The organism is Pseudomonas gingeri (genome assembly GCF_013386115.1).
GTDB lineage: Bacteria > Pseudomonadota > Gammaproteobacteria > Pseudomonadales > Pseudomonadaceae > Aquipseudomonas > Aquipseudomonas gingeri.
This window is the reverse complement of record NZ_JACAOR010000007.1, coordinates 361,811-376,765: the sequence shown is the minus strand read 5'-3', so window position 1 is coordinate 376,765 and position 14,955 is coordinate 361,811. Positions and strand designations below refer to the sequence as shown.

Below are 14,955 nucleotides of genomic sequence, written 5' to 3'. Positions count from 1 at the left end.
GGCTGGGAGGATCAGCCCATATGGTCCTGATCGAGAATGATCGCGTGATCCAGGGTTTCCAGCAGCGCCTTGCGCACTTTCAGCTTGGTGTTCTTGTGGGCGTTCATATTGATCTTCTTCAACTGCCGGGCGGCGTTCAGGGCGGCTTCCTGCAGGGCTTCCGGCGCCACCACCTTGTCGAGGAAACCGGCGGCCACGGCGTCCTGCGGGTTGAACATCTCGCCGTTGATCACCGAGCGGTGAAAGGCGGCGCGGCCGAGGCGGTCGCGGGCGATCTCGATTCCGGCGTGATGCATGGTCATGCCGATCTGCACTTCATTCAGGCCGATGCTGAACGGCCCGTCGACCCCGATGCGGTAGTCGGCCGACAGCAGCAGGAAGGCGCCCTTGGCCACGGCATGGCCGGGGCAGGCGACGATCACCGGGAACGGGTGGGACAACAGGCGACGGGCGAGGGTGGAACCGGCGGTCACCAGGCTGACGGCTTCCTTGGGGCCGGCGGTCATCACTTTCAGATCGTAGCCACCGGAGAGGATGCCGGGCTGGCCGGTGATGATCACCACCGCGCGGTCGCTGGTGGCCTGGTCCAGGGCGGTGTTGAAGGCGGCAATCACGTCCGGGGAAATGGCATTGACCTTGCCATTGCTCAAGGTCAGGGTCGCGATACCGTCTTCGAGATGGTAGGAGATCAATTCACTCATGACGTAATTCCTTATAAAGAAGTGGCACAGACGTTACCCAGCCGCACGGATGAGGTAAAGCGCCGTGACTGACTGGTGAGTCAGGCTTTTGCCGCCGCGACCGTGGCTGCGGGCTTTGCCAACTGCCCGCGCTGCCTTTATGCAAGGCGTTGGGCCGGGCCGGAGATTGGCGGGTTTGCCCTGACGGGTGGGCGGGGCGATGGCGCCAGGTCGGCTACCCGACTTAAGCGCATGAAAATTCTGAAAAAAACCTTTGCCATTGGAAAAGCTTTCGACTACATTAGCGCGCCTCGACAGACTGAATCGGTTTGACGAGATACGGTGAAGTGTCCGAGTGGCTTAAGGAGCACGCCTGGAAAGTGTGTATACAGGAAACTGTATCGAGAGTTCGAATCTCTCCTTCACCGCCACATTCTGCAAACACAAACCCCTGATTTTCCTAGAGAAAGTCGGGGGTTTGTGGTTTTTGGCGTTTGAAAAAGGGCGATATGGGAACATTGAACCTCAAGGCAAATGATCCGCAGCAAAATCCGCCTCCGAGCGCGCCTGCAAGCGCCCCTTGCGGCAGGCCTGCTGGAAGTGTTCGAAGTCCCGTTCATTCTGCGTCGCATAGGTCTGGGCGTATTTGAACAGGGCTTCGGCCAGGGTTTCGCTCTTGCCGATATAGCCGCTGATCAGCGCCGCCTGGCCGGATGATTTGGCGTGGGCCTGGGCCAGGGCGCGGCCGCAGATGCGTCCATAGGCGGCGAAGGTTTCGGCGTCGAAGGTTTCCAGTTCCGCGGAGATCTTCATGTCACGCAACTGGCGGACATAGAAGTGCCGGCCGTTGGGGCCGGTGGTCCAGCCGAGAAACAGGTCGCTGGCCGATTGCATCAACCTTTGCCCTTCCACCACCCGCTGGCCGTTGTGCCGGGGCCGGGACTTGCCACGCACGTAATCGGCGAGCACCGAGCGCCTGGCCTCCTTGAACTGCAGGAACAGCGGTCGTTCCTGGGTATCGGTCAGCAGGGCCACCAGGCAACGGGTGCCGACACTGCCCACGCCCACTACCTTGAACGCCAGATCCTGGGCTTCGAAACGGGCCAGCAGGTCGCGGCGATCGGCCTGCAAGGTGCCGCGATAGTCGCGCATGAAGGTGTCATACAGCGGTCGCCAGTCCTGCAGGCGCATCCAGTCATCGTCGGGATCGAGCAGGGTGGTGGTTTCGTGCAGGTGGAAGATTTCCGGCAGGTCGTCGCGAATCAGCAGGCGGCCATGCTGATCACGCTCGCAGATCTTGGGCAGCAACTCGGCGTGGGTGCGCCGCTCGGCTTTTTCGATGGCTCGTCGCACATGTTCCAGGGTGCTGCTGCCGCGGGCCTGGTCCAGCAGGTCTTCGTAGGTGGTGGCTTCGTACCAGATGTCCAGGGCGCTCTGTTCGGTGCAGGCGGCCATGGCCCGCTGGTAGGCGCCGACCACATGGCGGCAGAGTTGTTCTTCGACAACGGCGCCGTGGCGCAGGTCGCGGGCAGCCACCACGAAGCTTGCCACCAGGCGCTTGAGATCCCATTCCCAGGGACCGGGATGAACCTCGTCGAAGTCATTGACGCTGAACAGCAGGTTGCGCTCCGGGGTGGCGAAACCGCCGAAGTTCATCAGGTGGCAATCGCCGCAGATGATCGATTGCAGGCCCATGTCCGGGGTGCCGGCGAGGTCGTGGGCCTGCAGCATCGCGTTGCCGCGATAAAAGGTGAAGGGCGAGACCAGCATGCGTCCGTAACGCAGGGCCACCAGGGATTCGACCCGGCCGGCACTGGACGCTTCGATCAGCGGGATAGGGTCGCGCTTGATCTGTCCCGGCGTGGCCTGGGAACTGCGCGGGCAATCCTTGCGGGCGTCCTTGCCCTGTTTGAGACGGTCTTTGACGGTGCTCATGGGGTTCCTCTGCTGGCGGGAATACGGCCGAACCGCTTTGGAGCAGGGCAGTTCCATCGTGAGCATATATGGGATCTGGCAAGGTTCCAGTCCGGGCCGGTTCGGGGAGGGGGGGATGGGGAGGGGTGTAGGGGTAGGGAGCGATTCTGCAACTTCTTCGCCTTATACCGTCTACATTGCAAGGAGGTTTCCCTCTTTCGAGGAACGGATGATGCTCAAGTCGCGCTCGGTTATTGCTGCGTTTGCCTGTTTCGCCCTGGTGACTGGTTCCGTTACGGCGTTGGCCGATCCGGGTAATGGCAAAGGCCAGGGAAATGGCAAGGGAAACTCGCAGGACTATCAGGGCCCTGGTCATCAAGGCGGCCACGGCAAGGGGAAGAAATCGGCGGACGGCAACTGGGCACAAGGGCCGAGTGTCGATCACAGCGTGGTCCTCGGTGTGCTGGGCGGGTACCGGGATTACTGGCGTCCGGGACCGGCGTTGCCGCCCGGTATCCAGAAAAACCTGGCTCGTGGCAAGCCTCTTCCTCCCGGTATCGCGAAAAAGCTCGATGGCCGGCTGTTGGGGCGCCTGCCTCACTATGAGGGTTATGAATGGCAGCAGGCGGGGACGGACCTGATCCTCGTAGCCATTGCGAGCGGCATCATCTACGAAGTGCTCAGCGGGGCATTGGACTAGTTCCGATCCTGCATCGTCTTGCCGGATAGCTGTTCACAGAGGAAGACGATGCGTTCTGATATCTGAAGATTGTCCGCCTCGATGTTCGGTCAAGGACCGCGCGCTCATAACAAATACCCTGCCTTTACGTTCAACTTTTCTTGTTCGACAACCCCTCCGCCTGCCCCTACCTTACGCGACGAGCCGCTGATCATCCGACCTGTGCGCATCGCCCCTGGGCCATGCCTCGCGACAGTCCCCTGGTCACGCGACTTCGATAAAAACAGCGCGCTTGTACGCCAGGAGAGATTTTCAGCATGGGCACCGCCTTGAAGTTCGGTCACAAGATTCTCCTGGGTGCCTGTTCGGTGCTGATCGTGGTGTTTCTGTGCTTTGCGCTGTTCAACGACTACCGGCAGACCGCGACCACCCGCGACACCCTGCACAGCAATATGCAGGATGTCGGCAAGGTCCTGGGTGCCAACATCAACAGCTGGCTGTCGGGCCGTATCCTACTGCTGGAAAGCCTCGCCGAGGCCATCGCTGCCGATCCCGCGCCGGAGGCCATCAATCGGGTTCTGGCGCAGAATGTGCTGAACGCCACGTTCGTTGCCAGCTACGTCGGGCAGGAAGACGGCACCTTCAGCATCCATCCGACACGGGTGATGCCCGAGGGATTCGATGCCCGCCAGCGGGCCTGGTACAAGGACGCCGTCCACAACAGTGGTCCGACACTCACCGAGCCCTATATCGGTGCCGGAACCGATTACCTGGTCATGACCCAATCCGTACCGATCAAAAAGAACGGTCAACCGCTGGGCGTGCTGGGCGCCAACCTGAATCTCGACAAGCTGGCGCAGATCATCAACGCCGTGGACATGAACGGTATCGGCTACGCCTTTCTGGTCAGCGCCGATGGCAGGATCCTGGCCCACCCGGACAAGGCGCTCGTCACCAGGACCCTCGCCGAAGCGTTCCCGCAATCGCCGCCCGCCATCAATACCGGGTTGAGCGAGGTGACGGAAAACGGCAAGGCCCGCCTCCTGACCTTCATGCCCATCGACGGCCTGCCTTCGGTGAAGTGGTTTATCGGTTTGTCGGTGGACAAGGACAAGGCCTATGGGGCGCTCCACGAGTTTCGCCTGACCGCGCTGATCGCAACGCTGAGTGCGGTGCTGGTGACGATTGCGCTGCTGGGATTGCTGATCAAGGCCTTGCTGCGCCCGCTACGGCGCATGGGCCTGGCGATGCGGGATATCGCGCAGGGCGAGGGCGACCTGACCCAGCGCCTGCCTGTTCAGTCGCGGGATGAGTTCGGCATTCTGGCGGGTTCTTTCAATCAGTTCGTCGAACGCATTCAGCAGTCGATCCGCGAAGTGTTGTTGTCCAGCAGCCAGCTCACCGAATTGGCCGCACAGGTCAGTCGGACTTCGCATTCTTCGTTGCAAAGCTCGGATACGCAGGCGGCCCTGACCCATAACGTCGCCACAGCGATCAATCAGCTGGGTGCCGCCGCGGACGAGATTGCCCGTAGCGCGGCGCATGCGTCCAGGCGTGCGTCCGATGCGCGGGAGCAGACCCAGGACAGCCGCCAGGTGGTCGAGCGCAGTATTGCGGCGATGTCGGAGCTGTCCGCACAGGTGGTTTCGACCCGCAATGAGATCGAGGCGCTCAATGGCAAGATCCTCAAGATCGGGCATATCCTGGAGGTGATCAAGAGCATTTCCGATCAGACCAACCTGCTGGCGCTGAATGCCGCCATCGAAGCGGCCCGGGCGGGGGATGCGGGGCGTGGATTCGCGGTGGTTTCCGACGAGGTGCGCACGCTCGCCCACCGGACCCAGCAGTCGACCCTGGAAATCCATACGATGATCGAAGAACTCCAGGCCGGCGCCGGCAATGCGGTGAACGCCATGCTGGCCAGCCAGCGTCACAGCGATGATAACGTCAAGGTGGGCATTCTCGCCGGGCAACGCCTGAGCACCGTCATGGCGGGGATCGGCGAGATCGACGAGATCAACCTGTCCATGGCCACCGCGACCGAAGAACAGACCGCCGTGGTGGGCAATCTCGACAAGGACATCACCCATATCAACGGCCTCAACCAACAGATGGTGAACAACCTGCAGTCGACGCTGACCGCTTGCACCGACCTGGAAAACCAGGCGCTGCGCCTGCAGAACCTGGTCAATACCTTCAGGATCTGATGGTGCGGGAGGCTTTCTGCGCAGCACCATAGACCCGCGCAAAAAACTCGAGCATCGCCGCGTTCACTTCGTCGGGTTTTTCGCTTTGTATCCAGTGCCCGCAATCCTTCAGCACCTGTTGTTCCAGATGCGGCACCACGCCCGGCATGCGTTTGAGGGTATGGGCTTCCAGCGCCCCCACCGGATCACGGTCGCCGATCAGGAACAGCGTCGGCTGTTGCACCTGGGCGCCGGCCAGGAACCCGGTTCGCTGCCAGTTGCGCTCGAAGTTGCGGTACCAGTTCAAGGCGCCGCGAAAGCCCTTGTCGGCGAAGGTCTGGCGATAGGGCTCGAAGTCTTCTTCCGTACACCAGTCCGGCAGGGCTGGCGGCACGCTTACGCCGTCGAACAGTCTGGCATCGGCCGCCTTGGCTTGCAGAAACACTTCGGTGTCGCCCATGAAGGCCCTCAAGGTCCGCTCGACATCCGCGTCGAGTTCCTGTTCCGCGACGCCCGGCTGCTGGAAGTAGAGGATGTAGTTGAAGCGATCGGCAAACACTTCGCGCATACCTTCGATGGCCGGGCGTTTGGCGCGGCCGGCGAAGGGCACCGACAGCGTCACCAGGGCCTTGACCCGTTGCGGTTCCAGCAGCGCCAGGTGCCAGGCCACCAGCGCGCCCCAGTCGTGGCCGACCATGGCGACCTGTTCATGGCCGAAGACCTCCATCGCCCCGCGGATATCGCCGCACAGGGTCAGCAGGTCGTAGGCCGCGATATCTTCAGGAGCGCTGCTGCGGCCGTAGCCGCGCATCTCCGGCACGAAAACCCGATAGCCGGCCGCGACCAGCGCCGGCACCTGCTTGCGCCAGGAATACCAGCACTCGGGGAAACCGTGCAACAGCCAGACCGGCTTGCCGTCGGGCGGCCCGGCCACGTGCACACTCAACTCGATCCCGTTGACCGCTACCACGTGCTGTTCGAATGCATTCATCCTGTGTGCTCCCTTGGCCCATCCATCGACCGTAGCAGAAGGGCAAGACAGCGCTAATCACCATTCACGGGTCGAATGCCCCCTGACATATCGTGGGTTCAGGGCAGGACGATGTAGTCATTGTCCTGCACGATGCCGCCATGGGGCGCTTCCACCAGTTCGATGTAGCGACCGTCGACCTGGTCGATCGGCAGGCAGTCGTCGATGTCGAGCACCGCGTCGGTATGGGGTTGTTCCCAGCCGCGGAACATCAGTTGTTTAGCCTTGGCCCTGGCCTGCACGAGGTCTTCGGCGACCACCAGCAGATAGCGATGGGCCTCGCCAAAGACCTGCGTTTCATAACCGCCGAAGTTGATGAAGAACAATCGCGGCGAGCCGGGGGACGGGGCCAGGTCGCTGAACCCGACCTTCCACCGCTCGACGCCGTCGACCCGCATCCAGCCATCGATATGCAAGCCTGCCTGGCTGCCGAACCAGTCCTGGCGCAGTTGCCCATAGGTCGCTTCAAGACTGTCACCGCGCACGAACGTCACATCGTGCACTTCGATTCTGGCGCGGGGGTGTTTGCCCCCGAGCATGACCACCCACAACATTGCCGTTCCTTTTCGCTGAAGGGCTGGCGCAGTCGCCGGCCCGTGGTTCCAGTGCTCTGGTCGTTATGTTATTTACTATATAGCGATTCGATCGGCGGCTTTCGCCGCCACACCGGATTCGGCGCCCATTCTAATAAGAGCAGCCCAGCGCGTATGTTACTTCGTCAATTGACCTACCTTGTGACCCTGGCCCAGGAACAGCATTTCGGTCGGGCGGCGCAGAAATGCAATGTGTCGCAGCCAGCGCTGTCCGGAGCGATTCGCAGCCTGGAGCAGGAACTGGGGATCTCCGTGGTACAGCGCAGCCGGCGTTTCGAAGGTTTCACCGCTGACGGCGAGCGCGTGCTGGTATGGGCTCGACGGATCCTCTCCGATTGCGGTTCGTTGCGCCAGGAGGTCGGCACCCGGGAACTGGATCCGGCCGGTGTCCTGCGTTTCGGCGCGATTCCCACCACACTGTCGATGGTGCCGTTGCTGACCGATTTCTGCCTGCAACCCTATCCGAACATGCGCCACGAGGTGTACACCCTCCCGGCCTCGCAGATGCTGCAGAAAATCTCCGATTTCGAACTGGACCTGGGCATGACCTACCTGTCGGACGGGCGCCTGCGGGAGTTCCAGACGATGCCGTTGTTCAAGGAACGTTATGTCCTCATAGCCCGCGACGACAGCGCCCTGGGTGGGGCGAGCAGTCTGTCCTGGGAGGAGGTTGCGCGGCTGCCGCTGTGTCTGCTGACCGCCAACATGCAGTGTCGCCAGGGGATCGACAGCGCTTTCGACGCCGCGGGCGTGCGAGTCGTGCCACGGGTGGAGACTGACTCGATGATGGTGCTGTATGCCCATGTACGCTGTTCCGGTCTGTACAGCATCGTGCCCCACAGCGCCTTGTCGCTGATCGAAATGCGCCAGGAGATCACCGCCTTGCCCATCGTCCCGGAGCTGCAACGGGAAATTGGCCTGGTGATGCTGCGGCGCGACCCGCAACCGTTGCTGCTGGCCTCGGCGCTGGCGATTTTCCGCACGCTGGACCTGCAGGCCCGCGTCGACTCCTTCCTGCATTGTTGATAACCCGCGCTGATCTATAGATCAGCGCAAGCGATTAGCCAGTGCCGGGCTCCTCGCGGACTATCGGTGGCGCAGCAGCATGATCTGCTCACCCGCGCCAGGACGGCGGCGCGGGTCCATTCCAAGAAGAGGAAGGTGCCCCATGGCGAAAATCATTTGCGTGCTCTACGACGATCCCGTCACCGGCCAACCCGAAACCTACGCACGGGACGACCTGCCGCATCTGGAGCGTTACCCCGACGGCCAGACCCTGCCCACGCCCAAGGCCATCGACTTCCAGCCCGGTACCTTGCTGGGCAGCGTTTCCGGTGAGCTGGGACTGCGCAAATACCTGGAGTCAAACGGCCATCAACTGGTGGTCACCTCCAGCAAGGACGGCGCCGACAGTGTGCTCGAACGGGAACTGCATGACGCCGAGATCGTGATTTCGCAGCCATTCTGGCCGGCCTACATGACCGCCGAACGGATGGACAAGGCACCGAAGCTGAAGATGATCGTCACCGCCGGTATCGGCTCCGATCACACCGACCTGCAAGGTGCGATGGACCGCGGCATCACCGTGGCCGAGGTCACCTACTGCAACAGCAACAGCGTCGCCGAACATGTGGTGATGAGCGTGCTGGCACTGGTGCGCAACTTCATCCCTTCGCACAACTGGGTGCTCAAGGGCGGCTGGAATATCGCCGACTGCGTGGCGCGTTCCTATGATGTCGAGGGCATGCACGTGGGCACCGTGGCGGCAGGGCGCATCGGCCTGCGTGTATTGCGCCTGCTCAAGCCGTTCGATATGCACCTGCACTACATGGATCGCCATCGCCTGCCCGAGGCGGTGGAAAAAGAACTGAACCTGACCTATCACTCGACCCTGGAGAGCCTGGCCAAGGCCTGTGACGTGGTGACGCTGAACTGCCCGTTGCATCCGGAAACCGAGCATATGATCAACGCCCAGTCGCTCAAGCACTTCAAGCGCGGTGCCTACCTGATCAATACGGCCCGGGGCAAGCTGTGCGACCGCGATGCGATTGCCGCCGCGCTGGAAAGCGGGCAACTGGCGGGTTATGCGGGGGATGTCTGGTTCCCGCAACCGGCACCGGCCGATCATCCATGGCGCAGCATGCCGCACCACGGCATGACTCCGCATATCTCCGGTACCAGCCTGTCGGCCCAGGCGCGTTATGCCGCGGGCACCCGCGAGATTCTCGAGTGCTATTTCGAGAACCGGCCGATTCGCGACGAGTACCTGATTGTCCAGGGGGGTGAACTGGCTGGTGTCGGTGCGCATTCCTACAGTGCCGGCAACGCGACCAAGGGCTCCGAAGAAGCCGAACGCTTCAAGCGATGACGGCCTCTTCGACCGAGGTTGGCCAGAAGGGCGGAGCGGTTCGGCGCCTGAAGATCGTTTCGCTGCTGTGGATCGGTCTCGGGGCGTTCGCCGGACTGGCGGGATTGGGCGGGCTGGTCATGGCGACCGGCCAGCCCTGGCTGATCGGCTCGTTCGGGGCTACCGGGGTGTTGCTCTTCGCCTATCCCGAGGGACCGTTCTCGCAGGTGCGCAACGTGATCGGCGGGCATTTCCTGACCTCCCTGGTGGCACTGCTCTGCCTGCAGCTGCTGGGGCCCGGGTTGGTGCCGATGGCGTTGGCCGGTGGGCTGGCGACGGTATTGATGGTGGTCACGCGCACCGTGCATCCGCCGGCGGGCGGCAACCCGGTGATCATCTTCATGATGCAGCCGGGCTGGTCCTTCCTGCTGGTGCCAACCCTGGGTGGCGCCTGTTTCCTGATGCTGCTGGGCTGGCTGTACTGGCGGCTGATCAGGTGGTTGCAGCTCCACGCCCGAGCCACTTCCTGAGCCTGGAGTGGGGGTGGCCGATCAGGCCGGTACGCCGAGAATGATATGGGAGGCCTTGATCACGGCAGTGGCGCTCACACCGGGCGCCAATCCCAGTTCGGCCACGGCATGCCGGGTGACGATGGCGTAGACCTCGGTCCCGCCGGCCAACCGGATCACCACTTCGGCGTTGACCGCTCCGTCGTTGACGCTGACCACTTTGCCCTCCAGGCAGTTGCGCGCCGACAGACGGATATCGCCGGCTTCGGTCATCAGCATCACCCAGGGTGCCTTGATCAGGGCGATCGCTTCCTTGCCCACGGCAATCCCCAGGCTCTTCAGGCTTTCCAGGGTGACCACCGCCACCAGCTGTTCGCCGCCTGGCAGTGTCAGGCCCACCTCGGCATTGACCGAACCTTCCTTGACCTGGCTGACGATGCCTTTGAAAACATTGCGTGCGCTGACTTTCATTGTCCGGATACTCCGTGGCGGATGGTGTGAATCGTCCGACCATGATACGGAAATATCGCGGTATCTTTGTAGGCATTGATTAACGCGAGCGGCGTTCTACCCTTGAGCGAAGCGCTACTTTCGACGCTACCCGACCACGGAGTTTCCAGTTGTCCTCACCCGAACAGCATCCCCAGCAGTATGAACTGGCCCTTGAACGCTTCCTTGCCGCACATCCGAGCGTGCGTGAAACCCTCGACCATCTCAATCCGCTGGCCGCCCAGGCCAGGGGCGAGAGCCTGCAACGCTACCGCGAGGAACGCCTGCATGAAGCATTCGAAGCCGAAGCCGAGCGCCAGGGGCTGTTTGCCTGGGAGCTGACGTTGCAACTGACCAGCGGCAGTGCCGAAGAATTCGAGACCCGGCGACTCGAGGTGCACAGGGAGGTGGCGGAGATGGCCGGGATGGAATGGTCGCAGTACTGCGCCCTGCATGGCTTGAGCGCCGGGTAGCGGTCCGGGGGCCGCGCTGTCTTATGGCGTGATCAGGGCGCTGTCGGTTTCCCCCGCGTCTTTGCGGACATTGGCGGGAAGCGGGTGGTGAAGCCAGCACAGGCGGATCTCGTTGACGCTCACCCAGTTGCCGTTCACGGGCGGGGTGCGGCAACTCTTGAAACCCAGGCAGATGCCGTTCTGGTCCAACAGCGCGAAGTGTCGGGGCGAAGAGGGATAGGTCAAGATGAACCTTGGAGGCGTCATGGCTGAAAATCCGCTGGGTATAGGCCCTGTATAAGCGATTTTCCGCGCACAGCCTCATGAAGACTTGTGTAAGTCTGTAGATATCCAACTGATGAAAATGACTCTCTGATGCTCGTTTCGGGATAGGCCGATTCAAGAGGGGGCCATGATGACCTGGAGCACGTCGGGTCAAAGATGAAAATTCTTTCACTGTGAGCTGTTCATCCAGCCTTTATAGTGCCCTCGCTCGTTCAAAAGCTTCCCTTAGCCCGCTCTCCCGCGGGCTTTTTTTTGTCGTTTTTTCCACCGCTGGCGCGGTGGGCGGCGGCGGCCCAGGCTCCGTTCGTCGGTCCCGGCCCGGTTTTTCTAAACCTTTGCCGCCCAGGCCATTCCCATTCCTGTAGAGGACAGATTTTTTCCCCACAGGAGGACAGCCATGAGCCGCAAGGCCCAACGACTACGCCCGATGTTTTTCAGCCTGATCCTGGGCTCCAGCCTGACCGCCCATGCCGTGGCCGGAACCCCCGCCGAGTTTATCGACAATGCCTCGGCGGCCGGGATCGCCGAGATTGAAACCAGTCGCCTGGCGATCCAGAAGACCACGGCCACCGATATCAACAGCTACGCCGTGGAAATGATCAAGGATCACACCGACGCCAACCGCGACCTGAAGGCGATCGCCACCCGGCACAACCTGCCCATGGCCTCCGATGCGCAAATCATGGACCAGGCCAGGAAGCTGATGCTGCAGGTGCAGGAGGGCGAGTCGTTCGACGTGGCGTATGTGGCCAACCAGATCAAGTCCCATGAGCAGGTCATCAAGTTGTTCGAGGACGAGGCCCGCGACTCGCAGTCGCCGGAGCTGAAGGCCTTTGCCCAGCAGACCCTGCCGAAGCTGGAGATGCACCTGGACATGGCCAGGAAGCTCGAGATGACTCATCACAAGGGCGATTGACCGGGTTTGTCCGTCAGCGCCTGCAGGCGGCTGGTCCGGCTGCCCTGGCGCGACAGCACCATCTCCTCGAGGATCTCGCGGGCCAGCCGGGACAGGGATTCGCGGCCCTTGTAGTCGGCCCTGACGATGCCGGTCACGGCAAAGTGATCGGCATTCGGCCCGCTGAGGAGGGCCGACAGCGTGCCGTCGGAATGCAAGGTGCATTCGACTTTGTAGCTGGGCAACCGGGAGGCCAGTTCGGCCTCGATTTCCGACTTGCTCAGTGTTTCCATTGCAGATGCTCCAGGTCGACGAGGGGGCTTATTCAGCAGAATAGAAGCTCCTGTGCGCAGCGGCGCAAGAATATTTGTCGTGTCTGGAAACACTGTTTTGGCCGCCGGCGGGGACAAACCCCTTGCTGGCGGTTACGGCCTGCTAGGCTCACTCACAAGCAATGATTGCTTGGCTGTTCCATCTGCTTCATCACCTCTATTAGGGATGTGTCGACGTGATTTCCATTCTCGAACTGCGCAATATCATCGAACTCGGGTTTCTGCCGCTGCGCTGCCAATGCACGGTGGACCACGATTCTTCGTTGACGGTAAAGGTCTTCGATTCGCAAACGGGCAAGGTGGATCTGCTGGTGACGGGAATCTCCAGCCGTGCGCTGACCAGTGCCCGGGCGATCTCCAACCTGATGGGCCAGTTGCGCGGCGAATTGTTGGCCAACCAGGCGCTATCGGGGCGGCGGGAGCGGATGGCGGGCTAGGCGCCCGCCTGGGTCCGGGAGCGAGTCAGCCGGCTTTCTGCAGCGCCTCGATCAGCTCCTGCTTGCGCATGGTGGAGCGCCCGGCGATGTTGCGGGTCCGGGCTTCCTGCAGCAGGCTGGCCTTGCTCTGGGTTTGCAGCGAGGCCTGGCTGTCACGGGGGTAGCCCTTGCGGCTGGCCGCGGCGCGCTTTGATGAGTCCGACCGGGCTTTCGCCTTGGCGGCGGGGGCCTTGTCCCGACCTGAGCCGCCAACGCGCTCGCCGCCCCCCGACTGTTTGTTGACCGTGGCCCAGGCCCGTGCCTCGGCTTCCTCGCGGGACAGGCCCCTGGCTTCATAACTGGATTCGATATGTGCCGCCTTGCGCTTTTGCGCGGCGGTGTATTTGGCTTTGCTTGCCCGTGGCATCTGAAGACTCCTTCCGCTCGTTGCAAGGAAGGCGACGGCACCTCGCCGTGCCGCCGCCGGGGATCTACTTGACCGGGGAACCGCTGGTGCCGCCCGAGCCCATGCCCTTGCTTGAGCCGGGCGCGGTATCGTTGCCGATGGGACCGTTGCCATCGGTATTCACGCCGCCCTGGCGACCGGTGTCGTTGCCCTGGTTGCGTGGGTCGATGCCGTTACCGGGGGGCAGGGCGCCATTTTTGATGACGCTGTCATTGTCGGGGTTGATCCCGCCTGGAAGCTGCGGCGGCTTCGGTTCCTGGACCGGATTGGTCGGCCCCGTGGTGGGTTGCGCGGCGAAGGTCGCCAGGGACACCGATGACAGCAGGCCGGTCAACGCCAGCATCGCGAGTTTTGACGAAATCATGGTGAGTCTCCTTGTTTGAGAGTCCTTACCTGATATTGGTCTGTGCGTGCCGGGCGTTGGTGCCGATGGAGCGACGAATGGCCAGGGTGTCGTGGCTCAGTCTTCGACGATATCGTTGAACGAGCAGTATTCGTCCCAGTCCATGCCCAGTGCCTCGGCCACTTCGCGGTGGACTTCCAGGCGCATGGCCTGCAGTTGCGCGGGTGTCTCGGCGACCAGTTGCAGGGTCAGCTCCCACGGCTCGATGCCCTGGTTCTCGGCTTCGTCGTCGAAAGCCCATTGGAATTGCTGCTGTTGTTCCGTCGGGCTCAGGCCCCGGGTTTCTTCACGCAGGTGCGGGTGAGCGTCGAGGAACTTGGCGAGGGCGACCTCGCTGCGGGATTCTTTGGGGATCATGCTGGAGTCTCTGTGCGATGCGATGGTCCGGCGCCCTGTCTTGCAGGCTGCGCTTCGACCTGGAAAAAGCTGCGGTCATGCTAGCGAGTTCATTCAACGATGGAAAGAATCGCGCGGCTCTGCGAGGCTAGCACTTCGCTGGCCGCACCTGAGCCGCCCTGACCTCAACCCCCTTGTATACGGATCGGATGCGATGACTGCTGCAGACTCTTCCTGGAAAGCCTCTTCCCCGGGCCCGATAAAGGCCGTGATTTTCGATATGGACGGCTTGCTGCTCGACACCGAGGGCATCTATTCCGAAGTGACGCAGATGATCGTCGGGCGTTACGGCCGGACCTTCGACTGGAGTCACAAGCAGAACATCATCGGGCGCGGCGCCGGCGACCTGGCGCAGTATGTGGTGGAGGCCATGGAACTGCCGATCAGCGCAGAAGAGTTCCTGGCGGTGCGCGAGCCGCTGATGCGCGAGCGGTTTCCCAAGGCCGGTTCCATGTCCGGCGCCGAGGCACTGGTGCGGCACCTGTCGGCCCACAATATCCCGATTGCCGTGGGCACCAGTTCGTCGCGAGGATCGTTCGAGCTCAAGACCACCCTGCACCGCGAGTGGTTCGCGTTGTTCGATACCATTGTCACCGCCGACGATCCGCAGGTGGGCCAGGCCAAGCCGGCGCCGGACATTTTCCTGCTGGCGGCCAGCCGCCTGGGCGTTGCGCCCGAGGATTGCCTGGTGTTCGAGGATTCGCCGTTCGGCGTGACCGCGGCAAAGGCCGCCGGCATGTACGCGGTGGCGGTGCCCGACCCGGCGATGGCGGCGGAGAAATACCACCATGCCGACCGCATCGTGACCTCGCTCAAGCACTTTGCCCTGGAGCCGATGGGCTTGCCGGCAATCGACTGGGAACTGCGCTAGACGCGGGTTGCC

The 14,955-nt window shown here is 62.4% G+C and carries 19 protein-coding genes, 1 tRNA gene and 1 pseudogene; 11 read left to right on the top strand and 10 right to left on the bottom strand.

What is annotated here, in order from left to right; all coding sequences use genetic code 11:
• Positions 1-11 precede the first annotated feature (11 nt).
• Positions 12-701 carry a crotonase/enoyl-CoA hydratase family protein gene (locus HX881_RS14070; protein WP_103033039.1) on the bottom strand — a complete coding sequence of 230 codons (690 nt, stop codon included), beginning with the start codon at positions 699-701 and terminating at the stop codon, positions 12-14.
• 320 nt (positions 702-1,021) lie between these two features.
• Here HX881_RS14070 and HX881_RS14065 point away from each other — a divergent pair.
• Positions 1,022-1,111, top strand: a tRNA-Ser gene (locus HX881_RS14065).
• Positions 1,112-1,205: 94 nt separating this feature from the next.
• On the opposite strand, the gene HX881_RS14060 is transcribed toward HX881_RS14065, so the two are convergent.
• Complete coding sequence (locus HX881_RS14060; RefSeq protein WP_017123942.1) at positions 1,206-2,615, bottom strand: DUF2252 domain-containing protein; 1,410 nt, start codon at positions 2,613-2,615, stop codon at positions 1,206-1,208.
• A gap of 211 nt (positions 2,616-2,826) precedes the next feature.
• Between HX881_RS14060 and HX881_RS14055 the strand changes: the two genes are divergently transcribed.
• From HX881_RS14055 to HX881_RS33215, 3 genes and pseudogenes are all read left to right on the top strand, one after another.
• Positions 2,827-3,294, top strand: a complete 468-nt coding sequence (locus HX881_RS14055) for an anti-virulence regulator CigR family protein (RefSeq protein WP_177085059.1) — start codon at positions 2,827-2,829, stop codon at positions 3,292-3,294.
• A gap of 296 nt (positions 3,295-3,590) precedes the next feature.
• Positions 3,591-4,625 (top strand): annotated as a pseudogene (locus tag HX881_RS33220) (HAMP domain-containing protein); the annotation flags it as partial.
• Positions 4,626-4,649: 24 nt separating this feature from the next.
• Positions 4,650-5,480, top strand: a complete 831-nt coding sequence (locus HX881_RS33215; RefSeq protein ID WP_425503506.1) for a methyl-accepting chemotaxis protein — start codon at positions 4,650-4,652, stop codon at positions 5,478-5,480.
• Here HX881_RS33215 and HX881_RS14045 read toward each other — a convergent pair.
• Both HX881_RS14045 and HX881_RS14040 read right to left on the bottom strand, forming a co-directional pair.
• A complete protein-coding gene (locus tag HX881_RS14045; RefSeq protein ID WP_177085055.1) occupies positions 5,470-6,450 on the bottom strand; it encodes an alpha/beta fold hydrolase in 981 nt (326 codons plus the stop codon). The genes HX881_RS33215 and HX881_RS14045 overlap by 11 nt on opposite strands.
• Positions 6,451-6,548: 98 nt before the next feature.
• On the bottom strand, positions 6,549-7,043 hold the full coding sequence (locus tag HX881_RS14040; protein WP_177085053.1) for a DUF1543 domain-containing protein: 495 nt from the start codon (positions 7,041-7,043) through the stop codon (positions 6,549-6,551).
• 153 nt (positions 7,044-7,196) lie between these two features.
• Between HX881_RS14040 and HX881_RS14035 the strand changes: the two genes are divergently transcribed.
• The 3 genes from HX881_RS14035 (at position 7,197) to HX881_RS14025 (ending at position 9,959) form a co-directional block, all read left to right on the top strand.
• On the top strand, positions 7,197-8,108 hold the full coding sequence (locus HX881_RS14035; protein WP_042934476.1) for a LysR family transcriptional regulator: 912 nt from the start codon (positions 7,197-7,199) through the stop codon (positions 8,106-8,108).
• Between the two features lie 142 nt (positions 8,109-8,250).
• Complete coding sequence (locus HX881_RS14030) at positions 8,251-9,450, top strand: NAD-dependent formate dehydrogenase (RefSeq protein ID WP_017123948.1); 1,200 nt, start codon at positions 8,251-8,253, stop codon at positions 9,448-9,450.
• Positions 9,447-9,959: an HPP family protein gene (locus HX881_RS14025; protein ID WP_177085051.1), complete on the top strand. Its 513-nt coding sequence runs from the start codon at positions 9,447-9,449 to the stop codon at positions 9,957-9,959. Before HX881_RS14030 ends, HX881_RS14025 begins: the two co-directional genes overlap by 4 nt.
• Before the next feature lie 21 nt (positions 9,960-9,980).
• Here the strand turns inward: HX881_RS14025 and HX881_RS14020 are convergent, their stop codons facing one another.
• Positions 9,981-10,409 (bottom strand): TOBE domain-containing protein, encoded by a 429-nt coding sequence (locus tag HX881_RS14020; protein WP_017123950.1) that lies wholly within the window; start codon positions 10,407-10,409, stop codon positions 9,981-9,983.
• 149 nt (positions 10,410-10,558) lie between these two features.
• Between HX881_RS14020 and HX881_RS14015 the strand changes: the two genes are divergently transcribed.
• Complete coding sequence (locus tag HX881_RS14015; RefSeq protein WP_177085049.1) at positions 10,559-10,900, top strand: DUF6388 family protein; 342 nt, start codon at positions 10,559-10,561, stop codon at positions 10,898-10,900.
• A 21-nt stretch (positions 10,901-10,921) separates the two neighbouring features.
• On the opposite strand, the gene HX881_RS14010 is transcribed toward HX881_RS14015, so the two are convergent.
• Positions 10,922-11,125 (bottom strand): hypothetical protein, encoded by a 204-nt coding sequence (locus tag HX881_RS14010; RefSeq protein WP_370591014.1) that lies wholly within the window; start codon positions 11,123-11,125, stop codon positions 10,922-10,924.
• A 436-nt stretch (positions 11,126-11,561) separates the two neighbouring features.
• Between HX881_RS14010 and HX881_RS14005 the strand changes: the two genes are divergently transcribed.
• Positions 11,562-12,080, top strand: coding sequence for a DUF4142 domain-containing protein (locus HX881_RS14005; RefSeq protein ID WP_177085047.1), 519 nt, complete (start codon positions 11,562-11,564; stop codon positions 12,078-12,080).
• On the opposite strand, the gene HX881_RS14000 is transcribed toward HX881_RS14005, so the two are convergent.
• Entirely contained in the window at positions 12,065-12,352 is a 288-nt protein-coding gene (locus tag HX881_RS14000; protein WP_017123954.1) for a hypothetical protein, read from the bottom strand. The genes HX881_RS14005 and HX881_RS14000 overlap by 16 nt on opposite strands.
• Positions 12,353-12,567: 215 nt before the next feature.
• On the opposite strand from HX881_RS14000, the gene HX881_RS13995 reads away from it, so the two are divergent.
• Positions 12,568-12,828 carry a DUF1652 domain-containing protein gene (locus tag HX881_RS13995; protein ID WP_177085045.1) on the top strand — a complete coding sequence of 87 codons (261 nt, stop codon included), beginning with the start codon at positions 12,568-12,570 and terminating at the stop codon, positions 12,826-12,828.
• A 25-nt stretch (positions 12,829-12,853) separates the two neighbouring features.
• Here HX881_RS13995 and HX881_RS13990 read toward each other — a convergent pair whose 3' ends face one another.
• The 3 genes from HX881_RS13990 to HX881_RS13980 form a co-directional block, all read right to left on the bottom strand.
• On the bottom strand, positions 12,854-13,234 hold the full coding sequence (locus HX881_RS13990; protein ID WP_103032902.1) for a Rho termination factor N-terminal domain-containing protein: 381 nt from the start codon (positions 13,232-13,234) through the stop codon (positions 12,854-12,856).
• 64 nt (positions 13,235-13,298) lie between these two features.
• Positions 13,299-13,637, bottom strand: a complete 339-nt coding sequence (locus HX881_RS13985) for a hypothetical protein (protein WP_177085043.1) — start codon at positions 13,635-13,637, stop codon at positions 13,299-13,301.
• A 96-nt stretch (positions 13,638-13,733) separates the two neighbouring features.
• Positions 13,734-14,033 carry a DUF6388 family protein gene (locus HX881_RS13980; RefSeq protein WP_177085041.1) on the bottom strand — a complete coding sequence of 100 codons (300 nt, stop codon included), beginning with the start codon at positions 14,031-14,033 and terminating at the stop codon, positions 13,734-13,736.
• A gap of 193 nt (positions 14,034-14,226) precedes the next feature.
• On the opposite strand from HX881_RS13980, the gene HX881_RS13975 reads away from it, so the two are divergent.
• Complete coding sequence (locus HX881_RS13975) at positions 14,227-14,943, top strand: HAD-IA family hydrolase (RefSeq protein WP_177085039.1); 717 nt, start codon at positions 14,227-14,229, stop codon at positions 14,941-14,943.
• The last annotated feature ends 12 nt before the right edge of the window (positions 14,944-14,955 follow it).